Origin of the sequence: Jeotgalibacillus malaysiensis, assembly GCF_044789845.1 — a bacterium.
Classification (GTDB): domain Bacteria; phylum Bacillota; class Bacilli; order Bacillales; family Jeotgalibacillaceae; genus Jeotgalibacillus; species Jeotgalibacillus malaysiensis_A.
In genome coordinates this window covers 1,585,809-1,599,887 of the sequence record NZ_CP085252.1, presented here as the reverse complement: position 1 = coordinate 1,599,887, position 14,079 = coordinate 1,585,809, and the positions used below count along the sequence as shown (strand labels likewise).

The 14,079-nt window shown below is 43.6% G+C and carries 15 protein-coding genes; 1 reads left to right on the top strand and 14 read right to left on the bottom strand.

Annotated elements, in window-relative coordinates:
• Position 1: 1 nt before the first annotated feature.
• The 8 genes from fabD to LG330_RS08625 form a co-directional block, all read right to left on the bottom strand.
• Entirely contained in the window at positions 2-943 is a 942-nt protein-coding gene (fabD, locus tag LG330_RS08660) for an ACP S-malonyltransferase (RefSeq protein ID WP_404409105.1), read from the bottom strand.
• A gap of 15 nt (positions 944-958) precedes the next feature.
• Complete coding sequence (gene plsX / locus LG330_RS08655) at positions 959-1,939, bottom strand: phosphate acyltransferase PlsX (RefSeq protein ID WP_404409103.1); 981 nt, start codon at positions 1,937-1,939, stop codon at positions 959-961.
• Position 1,940: 1 nt separating this feature from the next.
• Positions 1,941-2,513 (bottom strand): transcription factor FapR, encoded by a 573-nt coding sequence (gene fapR, locus LG330_RS08650; RefSeq protein WP_404409101.1) that lies wholly within the window; start codon positions 2,511-2,513, stop codon positions 1,941-1,943.
• A gap of 180 nt (positions 2,514-2,693) precedes the next feature.
• Positions 2,694-4,766 (bottom strand): ATP-dependent DNA helicase RecG, encoded by a 2,073-nt coding sequence (recG, locus tag LG330_RS08645; protein WP_404409099.1) that lies wholly within the window; start codon positions 4,764-4,766, stop codon positions 2,694-2,696.
• Positions 4,738-5,625 carry an L-serine ammonia-lyase, iron-sulfur-dependent, subunit alpha gene (gene sdaAA, locus LG330_RS08640; protein ID WP_404409097.1) on the bottom strand — a complete coding sequence of 296 codons (888 nt, stop codon included), beginning with the start codon at positions 5,623-5,625 and terminating at the stop codon, positions 4,738-4,740. The genes recG and sdaAA overlap by 29 nt, the downstream gene beginning before the upstream one ends.
• 35 nt (positions 5,626-5,660) lie before the next feature.
• Positions 5,661-6,323, bottom strand: coding sequence for an L-serine ammonia-lyase, iron-sulfur-dependent subunit beta (gene sdaAB / locus LG330_RS08635; protein ID WP_404409095.1), 663 nt, complete (start codon positions 6,321-6,323; stop codon positions 5,661-5,663).
• 99 nt (positions 6,324-6,422) lie between these two features.
• Positions 6,423-8,057, bottom strand: coding sequence for a DAK2 domain-containing protein (locus LG330_RS08630; protein ID WP_404409545.1), 1,635 nt, complete (start codon positions 8,055-8,057; stop codon positions 6,423-6,425).
• Positions 8,058-8,111: 54 nt separating this feature from the next.
• Positions 8,112-8,474, bottom strand: coding sequence for an Asp23/Gls24 family envelope stress response protein (locus tag LG330_RS08625; RefSeq protein ID WP_404409093.1), 363 nt, complete (start codon positions 8,472-8,474; stop codon positions 8,112-8,114).
• A gap of 236 nt (positions 8,475-8,710) precedes the next feature.
• Here LG330_RS08625 and rpmB point away from each other — a divergent pair, with 236 nt between their 5' ends.
• Positions 8,711-8,899 carry a 50S ribosomal protein L28 gene (rpmB, locus tag LG330_RS08620; protein WP_039808810.1) on the top strand — a complete coding sequence of 63 codons (189 nt, stop codon included), beginning with the start codon at positions 8,711-8,713 and terminating at the stop codon, positions 8,897-8,899.
• A gap of 64 nt (positions 8,900-8,963) precedes the next feature.
• Here rpmB and spoVM read toward each other — a convergent pair whose 3' ends face one another.
• The 6 genes from spoVM to LG330_RS08590 all read right to left on the bottom strand — a co-directional run bounded on the left by spoVM (position 8,964) and on the right by LG330_RS08590 (position 14,065).
• A complete protein-coding gene (spoVM, locus tag LG330_RS08615; protein WP_039808808.1) occupies positions 8,964-9,050 on the bottom strand; it encodes a stage V sporulation protein SpoVM in 87 nt (28 codons plus the stop codon).
• A 15-nt stretch (positions 9,051-9,065) separates the two neighbouring features.
• Positions 9,066-9,701 carry a thiamine diphosphokinase gene (locus tag LG330_RS08610; RefSeq protein ID WP_404409091.1) on the bottom strand — a complete coding sequence of 212 codons (636 nt, stop codon included), beginning with the start codon at positions 9,699-9,701 and terminating at the stop codon, positions 9,066-9,068.
• Positions 9,702-9,799: 98 nt separating this feature from the next.
• Positions 9,800-10,453, bottom strand: a complete 654-nt coding sequence (rpe, locus tag LG330_RS08605; RefSeq protein WP_404409089.1) for a ribulose-phosphate 3-epimerase — start codon at positions 10,451-10,453, stop codon at positions 9,800-9,802.
• A gap of 4 nt (positions 10,454-10,457) precedes the next feature.
• A complete protein-coding gene (gene rsgA, locus LG330_RS08600; RefSeq protein ID WP_404409087.1) occupies positions 10,458-11,339 on the bottom strand; it encodes a ribosome small subunit-dependent GTPase A in 882 nt (293 codons plus the stop codon).
• Positions 11,340-11,351: 12 nt separating this feature from the next.
• On the bottom strand, positions 11,352-13,313 hold the full coding sequence (pknB, locus tag LG330_RS08595; protein ID WP_404409085.1) for a Stk1 family PASTA domain-containing Ser/Thr kinase: 1,962 nt from the start codon (positions 13,311-13,313) through the stop codon (positions 11,352-11,354).
• Entirely contained in the window at positions 13,310-14,065 is a 756-nt protein-coding gene (locus LG330_RS08590; RefSeq protein WP_404409083.1) for a Stp1/IreP family PP2C-type Ser/Thr phosphatase, read from the bottom strand. The genes pknB and LG330_RS08590 overlap by 4 nt, the downstream gene beginning before the upstream one ends.
• Positions 14,066-14,079: the final 14 nt, after the last annotated feature.

Below are 14,079 nucleotides of genomic sequence, written 5' to 3'. Positions count from 1 at the left end.
GTTATTTTCCTCCAAGCTCAAGCATTGCTTTTTCAAGTGTTTCCTGATCATATACCGGATACACTGCAGCTCTGCGATTAATTTTCTTTACAAGACCGGACAATACTTTTCCTGGACCAGCTTCAATGAATGTATCAACACCAAGGTCAATCAGCTTTTCAACTGTATCCTCCCACAAAACCGGAGAGTATAGCTGCGTCACCAGCAGCTTTTCGATCTTCCCTGCTTCAAATACCGCATCAGCCGTTACATTTGCGATAACCGGTATTGAAGCGTCTGAGATTGAAATGTTTTGCAGTTCACTTTGAAATTTATCTGCGGCAGGTTTCATCAGTGATGAGTGGAAAGGACCACTTACGTTTAGCGGAAGACATCTTTTTGCACCGCGCTCTTTTGCAAGTGCTGAAGCTTCTTCAACCCCCTTCGCTGTACCTGAAATGACAATCTGACCGGGACAGTTCAGGTTAGCAAGCTGGACTGAGTGACCGGCTTCAGTTATTTCATCAGTGACACTCTTAAGTACGTCGCGGTCCAGTCCAAGGACAGCCGCCATCGCACCTTCACCATTAGGCACTGCCTCTTCCATCAGTTCCCCACGTTTTCTTACAGTCTTCAGTGCATCTGTAAAAGATAGTGATTCTGCTGCTACGAGGGCTGAATATTCACCCAGGCTGTGACCTGCAACGTAATCCATATGAATACCTTTTTCTTTTAACACACTTAAAATCGCAATACTTGCAGTAAGAAGTGCAGGCTGCGCATTTGTTGTTTTTGTCAGCTCTTCCTGCGGTCCTTCCTGCATCAGCGTGACGAAATCTTCCCCAAGTATATTTGAGGCTTCAGTAAAAATTTCTTTTGCCGAGTCGTAATTTTGTGCAATTTCCTGTCCCATTCCAACTGACTGAGCACCCTGCCCTGGAAATAAAACCGCTATTTTAGCCATCTAAAAAACCTCTCTTTATTGATTTAGTGAAGCCGATATCTTACCACTGACATCATTTTCAGCCATTGTATGTGCCTGTTTGATCGCATTGTATACTGCAGTCTCATTTGATGACCCGTGCGCCTTAATAACAGGCGCATTCAGACCGAATAGCCCTGCACCGCCGTATTCAGTGTAATCAAGCTTATCCTTAAGCGCTCTCAAATCACTTTTCACAAGACCCGCTGCAAGTTTTGTTTTGACTGAAGAAGTGAACGTTTCTTTTAGCATGCCAAAAAGTGCCTGTGCTGTTCCTTCAATCGTTTTTAAAACCATATTTCCAGTAAAGCCATCCGTTACAACAACATCACTGACACCGTTCAGTAAATCACGCGATTCAACGTTGCCGACAAAGTTCAGGCCTGATTGTTCCAGTAACGTGTATGCCTGCTTTGTCAAGTCATTTCCTTTCCCTTCTTCTGTACCGATATTCAGCAGTCCTACTGTCGGATTTTTGATCCCTCTCACCTGCTCGGCGTATATACTGCCCATCAGCGCGTACTGAAGAATATGTTCAGGCTTCGCATCTGCGTTCGCACCAAGGTCAAGCATAACAAAGCCCTGTCCGTCGATCGTCGGAAGGGTCGGAGAAAGTGCAGGTCTGTCAATTCCCTTTATACGCCCCACTACAAAAAGACCCGCTGCCATCAGAGCACCTGTGTTCCCTGCAGACACGCATGCATCAGCCTCCTGATCCTTTACTGCCTGCGCCATGAGCACCATCGAAGCGTTCTTCTTTCTTCTGACTGCTCTGACAGGTTCATCAGTCGAAAGAATGACCTCGTCGGTATGTATCACTTCAATATTTTTTTCCTGATTAAGTAATGGCTGTATCTGTTTTTCATCTCCGTAAAGTTTAATTGTCAGAGAAGGGTTTTCAGCAGCAGCTTTTACTGCACCTTTTACAATTTCTCCAGGTGCATGATCGCCACCCATTGCATCTACCGCAATAATCAATTTAATCTTCCTCCTTTTCAGCAGATGAACGGTACATCTCAAATTCACCTTTAAATACAACTTCTTTTCCTACTGAGGATTTTACTTCTACGATCGTTCTGCGCCCATCGTTTTTAACAGCTCTTGCTTTTGACACAACACGTTCTCCTGATCGTACAGGTTTTGTAAACTCAATGGTCGCTTTAGCAGTCAGCGCAAGATCGTCATTGATCAGGGCAACAGCCAGCGAGTTCGCCTGGGCAAATAAGTGGTGGCCTCTGGCGATATTGTTCCGCTGGAAGACATGCTCTTTTTGAACATCCAGAATAGAAATAGCGTGGTCATCAAGCTCCACATCTATAATTTCCCCAATCACTTCATCGATCGGAAGAGATCTTACTTCATCCTCAAATGTCTGTTCAGCTACATGCTTAATACGCTCTCTCAGCTCCGGTATGGATAGCTCCATCCGGTCAAGCCGGATTGTCTGAACGCTGACATCAAAAAATCTGGCAAGCTCATCATCAGTTACAAATGGATTCTCATCAATTTTGTCCGTCAACTCTGACTGACGTTCTTTTTTCGTCCTTTTCATTTCCTCACCGTCCGATACTAACACTTGGTACTAATAGTAGTATATAAATAAATAGTCCTTTTTGCAAAGGATATTGGAGAGACGGGATTTTTGAGTGGGAAAATCATTAAAAAGAACCCCGGGCTGATCAGCCTGGGGTTCTTTAACCGTTTCAGACGGCCGTTTTCAGAACGCTTTAAGTCAATCCAGTTTCCCACCGCTGATAACACCTTCTGTCTGGAGGTAGATTCTTAAAGATTCGTATTCTCTGTTGTGCCAGAATGCATCGCTTTCGATGAGCTGGTGGGCATCGTCTCTTGCTGTTTCGAGCGCTCTGTAATCATGTACCATATCAGCTACCCTGAACTCAGGCATCCCGCTTTGTTTTCGGCCGAAGAAATCCCCTGGACCTCTGAGTTCAAGATCTTTTTCACTGAGCACAAAACCGTCGTTTGTTTCTGTCATGATTTTCATGCGCTCTTTGCCGACTTCATTTTTAGGGTCAGCCATGAGGATACAGTACGACTGATCACTGCCCCGTCCTACTCGACCTCTGAGCTGATGCAATTGTGATAGGCCAAAACGCTCAGCATCATAGATCAGCATGACTGAAGCGTTCGGCACGTTTACCCCTACTTCCACAACGGTAGTAGAAACAAGGATATGCGTTTTATTTTCAGCAAATTGTTTCATAATTGCTTCTTTTTCTTCAGGATGAAGCCTGCCGTGCATCAACCCGGCTTCATACCTGCCAGCGTAATATTGGGTAAGCTGCGCGTGTACATCGATTGCATTTTGAACATCAAGCTTGTCAGATTCCTCAATCAGCGGACAGATCACATAAGCCTGCCTGCCCTGATCAAGCTCTTTTTCGATAAAGCTTAAGATCCGGTTCATCATGTTATCTTTGACCCAGTACGTTTCAATCGGCTTCCTTCCGGCCGGCATTTCATCAATGATCGAGACGTCCATCTCACCGAACACTGTAATGGCCAGCGTTCTCGGAATGGGGGTTGCTGTCATAAACAACACGTCAGGACTTTCACCTTTTTCTCGCAGTACCCGTCTTTGCTGTACGCCGAAGCGGTGCTGCTCATCTGTAATGACAAGTCCAAGATTTTGAAAATCAACTTCATTCTGAATCAGCGCATGTGTTCCTACGAGCAGATCAATCTCCCCCTGCTTCAGCTGCTCCAGTAAAAGCTTTCTTCTTTTCCCTTTAACTGAACTTGTCAGCAAAGCTACATTCACGTCAGTATGCGCAAATAATACTGAAAGTGACTCAGCATGCTGTTCAGCAAGAATTTCTGTAGGTACCATTAGCGCACCCTGATAACCTGCTGTTATAACAGCATATAACGCTATTGCAGCAACCACAGTTTTTCCGGACCCGACATCTCCCTGCAGAAGGCGATTCATTCTGAATGGTGTCGACAAATCTGCAAAAATTTCCTTCAGCACTCTCTTTTGAGCGTTCGTTAATGGGAAAGGGAGCTGATCTGTGAATTCCCTCAGTTTTTCAGGATCATATTTAAAATGGACGCCTTCTGACTGTTCTCTTTCAATTTTTCTTAAGCCCTGCATTTTAAGCTGGAAATAAAAGAATTCTTCATAGACGAACCTTCTTCTGGCCTGTTTCATACTTTCAGGTGATGATGGAAAGTGCATCGCCTGAAGTGCTTCTTTGCGATCAACCAATTTGTACTTCACCATTAACGCCTGTGGCAGCGTTTCTGTAAGATCGTTACTGTATAATTCAAGCGCCTGTTTAATAAACTTTCGCAGTGTTTTGTTTGTCACGCTGCCTTTTAAAGGATAAACAGGGGCGAACAATTCCTCCCCGGTCCCTTCTCCGAGCTTATAGGTCTGAGCTGTAATCAGCTGGCGCTGTCTATCCCATTTACCAGTAATCGTTACTTTGTCATGCAGATTGATTTTCTTTTTCAGATAAGGCTGATTAAAAAAAGTCACCTTTACACTATGGGGACCTGTTAAAAGCCTGAACGTCAGCCGGGATTTTTTACGCCCATAAAATTGAAGGGCAGGTTCACTGTGAACACTGCCTTCAACGGTTACACGCTCCTCGTGAGCGGCTTCTGATAAGTCTTTTAATCTGAAATCATCGTATCTGTACGGCAAATAATTAATCAGATCTGAGACTGTATGAATACCCATATCCCCAAGCTGTAAAGCTGTTTCTTCCCCGACTCCCTGAAGGACAGAAACGGGTTTTAACAATGGATGATCAGGATTTTTTATCAAGAGAGAATCCAAAAATTTTCGCCTCCAGCTCCCGGCCGGTAGGTGTTGCTGCCAATCCGCCCTGAGCTGTTTCACGTAAGGCTACCGGCATTGTCTGGCCGATTTTATACATTGCATCAATCACTTCATCGCACGGAATTCTGCTTGTAACGCCTGCAAGCGCCATATCAGCTGCTACCATTGCGTTTGCAGCGCCCATCGCATTTCTTTTTACGCATGGCACTTCAACAAGTCCTGCAACAGGATCACATACAAGCCCCAGCATATTTTTAAGCGTAATCGCCATTGCCTCAGCACTTTGTGCCGGGGTTCCGCCAGCCATTTCAGTAATCGCTGCTGCAGCCATACCCGCTGCAGACCCTACTTCTGCCTGACAGCCGCCTGCTGCACCGGAAATCGAAGCATTGTTCGCAACGACAAACCCGAACGCACCTGAAGTGAAAAGAAATCTGAGCTTTTCTTCACGTGTTGGATTCAATTTATTCTGCACTGCAAAAAGTGTTCCCGGAACTACACCGGCAGAACCGGCAGTCGGTGTCGCACAGATCGTACCCATCGCCGCATTTACTTCATTTGTCGCAACCGCTTTACTGACAGCATCAAGCAGCAGTTCTCCTGAAAGAGATTTACCGGATGCGATATAATTCTGAATCAGTACCGCATCACCGCCGGTTAAACCAGAGTGTGATTTGACCCCTTTCAGTCCGCGTTCCACAGCCTCTTCCATGACAGTCAGGTTTCGATCCATTGTATCGAACACTTCTTCACGTGTCTTGTTGCGTACTTCCATTTCCTGTTCAATCATAATATCTGAGATTTTTTTGTTATGTGTTTCAGCCAGTTCAACCAGCTCTGCAACATTTCTAAACATGTTAACCCTCCTATTTTGTAAGCGCTATCACTTTATTAATCAGTTATTTTTGTGACTTGTGACACTTCAGGCAGTGCTTTTAATTCATCAAGTAATGCATCTTCTATATGCTGATCCACTTCGATCGTCATTAAAGCCATTTTACCGACTTCCTGTCTTGATACATCCATCTTTCCTATGTTCATTTTATGCTTGGCTAAGACAGTAGAAACTGCTGCTACGGCACCAAATTTGTCTTCGTGAACGACCAGGATTGCCGGGTGGTGGCCTGTCAGACTAAGTTCAAATCCGTTTAATTCGATGATCTCAATCTTTCCGCCCCCGATTGAAATGCCTACAAGTTCTATCTCGCCATCTTGGTCACCAAGCTTAATTCTCGCTGTATTCGGATGGTCTGTCAGCGCTTCTTCTTCACGGATTTTAATACGCATACCTTTTTCTCTTGCTATTTTTTTTGCTTCAATAATGCGCTCATCATCTGTTTCAAAATCCATAATGCCTCCGATGATCGCTACATCTGTACCGTGACCTTTATATGTTTTAGCAAAAGATCCGTAAAATGAAACGTTTGCCCATTCAGGCTCCCTGCCAAAGAGCTCTCTTGCCATTTTCCCGATTCTTGCTGCTCCCGCAGTATGAGAAGATGAAGGTCCAATCATAACCGGACCGATAATATCAAATACACTTTTGTATTTCATTGAAGTTCCCTCTTTCATACAGACTATTTTGGCACTTCAAAAAAATAGAAGGGCCGCGCCCCTCTATTTTCTCTTGTTTCACCATATTTTTCAATGTTCTTATTCGACTGACAAAATATATGAATACAGCGGCTGTTTACCGTTGTGAATTTCTACCTCTACGTCAGGATAGTTCTCTTCGATCAATGCTTCAATTTCTGAAACTTCCTCTTCAGGTGGATCTTCTCCATAAAGTACAGTTACGATTTCAGACTCATCATCAATCATGTGCTCAAGAAGTTTTTTAACTGTTTCAAATCGGCTGCTGCCGGAAGTAACGATTTTGCTCTCAGCGATTCCCATATGGTCATCTTTTTTGATTGCAATTCCGTCAATAGATGTATCACGAACAGCGAATGTTACCTGACCAGTTTTAACGTGCTGCAGCGCTTCAGTCATTGTTTCAGCGTTTTCAGTAAGGTCTGCTGAAGGATTGAAAGCTAAAATGGACGCCATGCCCTGAGGTACGGTTTTCGTCGGTATAACTACCGCTTCCATTTCAACAACCTCAGCTGCCTGCTCAGCAGCCATAATGATATTTTTGTTGTTGGGCAGGATAATCACGCGTTCAGCATGTGATTCTTCAATCGCTTTTACGATGTCTTCTGTACTCGGGTTCATTGTCTGCCCGCCTTCGATCACACCTGTTGCACCGATACTTCTGAAGAGCTCTGACACTCCTTCACCCATTGCTACTGTAATGATTGCAAAAGGCTGCTTTTCTGCTGGCCTGGCTTGCTTTTCAGCAGCACGATGGTCTTTTCCTACGATTTCAGTGTGCTGTTCACGCATGTTTTCAATTTTCATCTTGATCAGGCTGCCATACAACTGTCCCTGCGAAAGTGCTTTCCCAGGCTCCTCAGTGTGTATATGTACCTTAGCGACCTCATCATCAGAGATTACAAGCAGTGAGTCACCAAGTTCACTTAAATCTTCACGGAACTTCATTTCATCGTAAGGATGATCGGCTAATTTCTTCTCCTCAAACTTCACCATAAATTCCGTACAGTATCCGAATTCGATATCTTCTGTATTCATGAAGCCCTGAACACCCACATGGTGCTCTGCATTTACAAGCTCGTCCATTGAAGGAGCTACAGGAGAATCTGAAATCTTCTCACCTTTGAGTTCTGCAAGGAAACCTTCGTATACATGAACAAGTCCCTGACCGCCGCTGTCAACAACGCCAACCTCTTTTAAGACAGGTAGCAGATCCGGCGTTCTTTTAAGCGAAGCCTTTGCTTCTTTAAGCGTTAACTCCATCAGCTTTGTGATGTCTTCTTCTGTCTCAGCTGCTTCAACTGCTTTTTTAGCAGCATCCTTTGCCACCGTTAAAATTGTACCTTCAACAGGTTTCATAACAGCTTTATAAGCTGAAGTAACTCCTGCATCAAGTGCTTCTGCAAAATCTTTTGCAGTTAAAACTGCTTTTGTCTCAATAGACTTTCCAAACCCTCTGAAAAGCTGGGATAGAATCACACCCGAGTTCCCGCGGGCCCCCATCAGCAGACCCTTGGATAATGCGGTTGAAACTTTTCCGACATGATCAACTGTATTGTTTTTTACTTCCTTTGAACCTGAAGTCATTGACAGGTTCATATTCGTGCCCGTATCTCCATCCGGCACAGGAAACACGTTTAGTGCATCTACTGTATCTGCATTATTTGAGAGGCACGCTGCCCCCTGAAGTACCATTCCGGCAAACACATTGCCGTCTATCTCTTTTCTAATCACAAAACTTTCCTCCTATCACAGGTTCGTCACCCTGACTCCCTGAACAAAAATATTGACTGCTTCTACTGAAAGCCCAACAGTTTTATCAAGTGTATATTTTACTGATGACTGAACGTTGTGAGCTACTTCTGAAATTTTCGTACCATATCCCACGATTATATACATATCTATCGTTACTTTATCGCCATCCTGACGTACAATGACGCCGCGGGTAAAATTTTCACGTCTTAAAATATCGGTGAGCCCATCGCGGACCTGATGCTTAGATGCCATCCCGACGATCCCGTAACATTCGATCGCTGCTCCACCGGCAACCATTGCAATGACGTCATTTGAAATATCGATCTGACCATATTTGGTAGTTAACTCAATCGACATGTAGTGCTCCCCCTTTGAATACTGTTTTGGCTACAGATATTTTACTATACTACAGCTGCGAATGAAAGATAAACAGTATTTATCGCAATCATGGCAGTGTAAAGCAAAAAAACTTGATAGAACTAATTATTTTTATTGCATAATATAAACCCTTGTGATAAATTAGATAAAGTGTGATTGACTAAGTGAAAGATTGAAACGATGTTTTCAGCTTCATTTGTTAGGAGGGGAATAGAATGGCAAAACAATGTGTTGTAACAGGTCGTAAAACACGTTCTGGTAACGCTCGTTCCCACGCAATGAACGCTAACAAGCGTACATGGGGCGCTAACCTTCAAAAAGTTCGTATTCTTGTTGATGGTAAGCCAAAGCGTGTTTGGGTTTCTGCTCGTGCTCTGAAATCAGGCAAAGTAGAACGCGTGTAATAAATGATTAAAGTAAAAAGACCTTAAGATCAATTTTGATCTTAAGGTCTTTTTGATCTATATACTATGCTGTTCTTCTTCTAAAAAGGCTTAAGACACCTCTTACCATGCCCCCGAGCATTCTCGGCAGTTTGATTGAATAGAAGCGCATATGACTCCCTCCCTGCTAATCTCTGCTTCTTATCATCATTAATATGCCGTCTTCAAATGAAATAGAAGCAAAGTCATCAATAATTTCATTGCTGAGAGTTAGTGTCATTCCATATGTAATAAGGTGCTCCATAAGAGGATATTTAACCCCTGAAAGCGTCAGCCCCTTTACATGTTTTGTGAAAGGGATAAACGAAAGGTAAGGATATTTTTCATTTACCGGTACAGAAAAACTGCCTGGCAAGTGACATGTGATCAGGTTATTTCCATCTTCAATCGCAATTGAGAAGCTGTGGTTTAAAGCTGATTCTGATAAAAGCAGCTGTATATTTCCAAAAAAATGATCCTGCCTTCCGCCGGTAACACCGATCATTCTTATTGGCTGATTCTGTTGCAGTGCCCAGTTTAACGCCATTTCCATGTCCGTCATATCTTTTTCAGGAGGTTCTTTATGTAAGTGACCGATCTGCTTTTTAATCAGATCTAATTCAGCTGCTGAAACAGAATCAAAATCACCAAAAGCATGTGAAACATCCATTCCCTTGTGAAGTAAGAAAGCAGCGCCGCGATCTACTCCAACCCATTGACCACTCTTATCAAGCTGATTAAACCATTCCTCATCAATTGGACCTCCACCCACTAAATGAATCATTGTATCACCTCTTTAGTTGACATAATAAAAATATAATAAACCAAAAGATAAATAATAAACGTACAGGGAATTCCGCGCCTCCCTGTACGTCTCTATGACTAATTCGCTGCCTTTTTTAATGATTCAATCGCAGCTTCACGATCCTGTTTGCCATAAACAAATGAACCTGCAACTGCTACATCCGCTCCGGCATTCGTACAAAGAGCGATCGTTTCATCTGTCACTCCGCCATCAACTTCTATTTCAAAGCTGTAGCGTTCATTTGTTCTCAGATCATTAAGCTCTTTGATTTTCGTGACTGTTTCTTTAATGAAAGTCTGCCCGCCAAATCCCGGGTTGACTGTCATCACAAGAACAAGATCAGCTTCACTCAGGCAATGCCTGACTGCTTCAACAGGCGTATGGGGATTAAGTACGATACCTGCTTTAACACCTGATGCTTTGATTAACTGAATTGTTCTATGAAGGTGTTTTGTAGCCTCGACATGAACGGAAATAATATCAGCACCTGCTTTTGCAAATGATTCTACGTACCGCTCCGGCTGTTCGATCATTAAATGGACGTCGAGTGTAAGAGACGTGACAGGACGAATTGCTTCTACAACCAACGCCCCCATTGTAATGTTAGGTACGAACATGCCATCCATTACATCAATGTGAATATAATCAGCGCCTCCTTTTTCAACTTCACGTACTTCATCGCCAAGCTTCGAAAAGTCTGCTGATAAAATAGATGGTGCAATTTTAACCATAGATTTAATACCTCGGCTTTCTGGATTTGATTTCTTCATAAAACTGCTGATAATGCTCATATCGATAGCGTTTTATATCACCGGTTTCAACTGCTGATTTGACCGCACATTTAGGTTCATTCATATGGAGACATCCCCTGAACTTACATTGCTCTGAAGCTGCTGCCATTTCAGGAAAACAGTCTGACAGTTCTTCGAGTTCGAGCTCTGTGAATTCCAGTGCACTGAAACCCGGTGTATCGGCTACAAAACCTTCTCCGATTTCAATCAGCTCAACGTGACGGGTTGTGTGCTTCCCTCTGCCAAGAGAGCTTGATATTGCATCAGTTTTCAGTTCAAGGTCAGGTCTGAGTGCATTTAGTATCGAAGATTTACCAACACCTGACTGACCGGCAAATACAGTGACCGTGTCGTCTAAAACCGGCTTTAAAAGGGCCATGCTTTCTTCCCATTTGGCTGAAGTCAAAATAACCTCATAGCCGATCTTTCTGTAATCATCAGTATAATGCTGAATGGTTTGCTCCTGCTCTTCATTCAAAAGATCAATTTTTGAGATACAGATGACAGGTCTGATATGGTGACTTTCAACGAGCACGAGAAACCTGTCCAGTAAAGATGTACTGAAATCCGGCTCAACCGCTGAAAAGACAAGTACAGCCTGATCGACATTTGCAATCGGAGGACGCACCAGCTCATTTTTTCTGGATTGGATATCAAGAATATACCCTTCCTTGGCGTTTTCAGCCTGGTACTCTACGTAATCCCCTACCAGAGGTGTAATTTTATTCTTACGGAATATACCGCGTCCTCTGCACTGGATAACTTCATCCTGATCTTTTACATAATAAAAACCACTCAGGGCTTTCATGATTTTTCCTTCGGGCATACACACGCTCCTCTATTCATTTTCCTGATAAGAAATTGTATCTTCGAGATAAACTTCCCCATCTCTTTCGATTCTGTATGAACCGCTGCTACCCTCTTCAATGGTCAGCCTGATATTTCGTTCTGTATCTTCTGTAATCGTAAATTCTTCAACCGGCTCATCCATCGAATTATTCTTATCATCAATATAGATCGTAATCACCTGCTCCGGCAATTCAGGAGGATCTTCTCCTTCTTCAGGCTGTTCTTCCTCCTGAAGGTATTCAATCGTTACAGGAATGACTACGTTATTAACCGGCACAGGCGGTGCACCAAGGGAAGTTACGACATTAATATTTCCACCTACTTCCACCATTGTGCCTGCTTCAGGGTTTTGTGAAATAACGGCACCTGCAGCGTAATCATTTGAGTATTCTTCTCTTGTAATGGATACGGTGATCCCTGTTTCCTGTTCATAAGCAGCAATTTCTTCAGCAGTGTAGCCTGTCAGGTCAGGTACTTCAGACTGTTCTGGTCCCTGGCTGATAACAAGTCCCATAACTGTATCGCCCGGCACAACTTCTTCGCCTTCACGAGGGTCCTGTTCAAGTATGGTTCCTTCCGCTGAATCATCAAACTGTTCAGTAATGTCAATGTCACTGAAACCGGCTTCACGGATCAATTCTTCTGTGTTATTAAAGTTTCTTCCGACATACCCATCCACTTCAATCGTTTCTTTTCCACTGCTGACCACAAGATTGACAGGTTCACCCTCATCAATTGATCTGGTCGCTTTCGGTGAACTTCTAAGTACAATATCCTCATCAACCTGTTCATTCGGTTCATAGACAATATCTCCAACAGTCAGCCCTGCTTCTGTAATGATCTCTTCAGCATCTTCTATGTTCTCTCCAACTACATCCGGGACCTGAATCTGGGTAGGCCCAAACATGCCCATCGCAGCCATAACGCCCCCGCTTAAAAGCAGTACCAATACGAGCGCGAGGATCCATGGCCACTTCTTTTTCTTCTTCTTGACCGGCTTCTCTTCTTTCTTTTCAGGCTCATGCACTTTTGTATCTTCTGCCTGAACGACATTCATCCGGTCCCTGATGATTGGAATTGCTTTTGTTGCCTCAAGATCAGGAGCAGGGGCAAACAATGGTTCTGAAGCGCGCTCAGGGTTTAACACTGTTTTCAAATCTTCTGTCATCTCATCGGCACTTGCGTAACGGTAATGAGGATCCTTTGCAGCAGCTTTTAAAATAACATTTTCAAGACTCTGCGGCAGATCTTTAACGACTTCTGACGGTCTTGGTAAATCACTCTGTAGATGCTTTAAAGCGATCGAAATTGGTGATTCACCTTCATATGGGAGCGTGCCTGTGATCAGTTCATACATGACGATTCCAAGAGAATAAATATCCGATTTCTTTGAGGCGGTTCCTCCTCTTGCCTGCTCGGGCGAAAGGTAATGAACGGTCCCCATCACAGAATTAGTCTGCGTAATGGCAGTCGCACTTAATGCCATCGCAATTCCAAAGTCTGTTATTTTAATATTGCCTTCCTGATCAATCAGAATGTTTTGCGGCTTAATATCTCTGTGAATGATTCCATTATGATGCGCATGGGCGATCGCTGATGTCAGCTGAAGCATAATATTGATTGCATCACCCAGATCCAGTGGTGAGTGCTCCTGAATGTACTGCTTTAATGTCATACCTTCTACGAATTCCATCACCAGAAAATAATAGTCACCTTCATCTCCGACATCATACATGCTGACAATGTTCGGATGTGTCAAACTGGTTGCAGATTGAGCTTCCCGCTGAAACCGCTTCAGCATATTGGCTTCGCTGACATAATCCATACGGAGCACCTTTACAGCAACGTCTCTATCAAGGATCATATCCCTCGCAAGATAAACGTTCGCCATACCACCGCTTCCGATTGATTTCAGAACCTTGTACCGGCCGCTTAACCTTTTACCGATCATAAGGCTTCACCACCCTCATCAGGCAATAAAACCTTCACGGCTGCAAGGGTAATATTATCTTCACCACCATGATGATTTGCTAGCCGGATCAGGCTTTCGGCCATTTCATCAAGTGGCAGTTTTTGCGCTGCAGCTGCAGCAATCTCATCTTCTGATACTTTATTGGAAAGACCGTCTGAGCATAAAAGGAGGAGTGTCCCATGCTCCGGAATAATCGTTTTAATCGATGGGTCTGCCTTACCCTTTGTACCCAGAGCTTTTAACAGAAGGTTCTTTTTCGGATGCTGCTCTGCATCTTCTTTTGAGATTTCGCCTGACTGAACAAGTGCATTTACAAAAGAATCATCTTCAGTCATCTGAATCACGCGTGACTGATCAATTAAGTATCCTCTGCTGTCACCAATATGTGCAATTGAAATGAAGTCATGTGTGCATATTGCCGCTACAAGTGTCGTTCCCATCCCAGTGCACTCAGGATTTCGTTCAGCATACTGGTAAAGCTCAGCATTCACTTCTTCAACTGTTTGCCGTAGCCAATCTTCAGCAGCTCCGGCTCTAAGTTCATTGTTTAGTTCCTGCCATTTCTTTTCAACAAGCTTTACTGTCATTTCACTTGCTACATCGCCTGCACGGTGGCCCCCCATGCCATCTGCTACAACAGCCAGAACGGCATAATGGTTTCTAAAAATGCCACCAGCATCTTCATTCAGCTTTCGTATTTTCCCACGATCGCTTTTAAAAACGGCTTCCATCTATCCACCTCGTT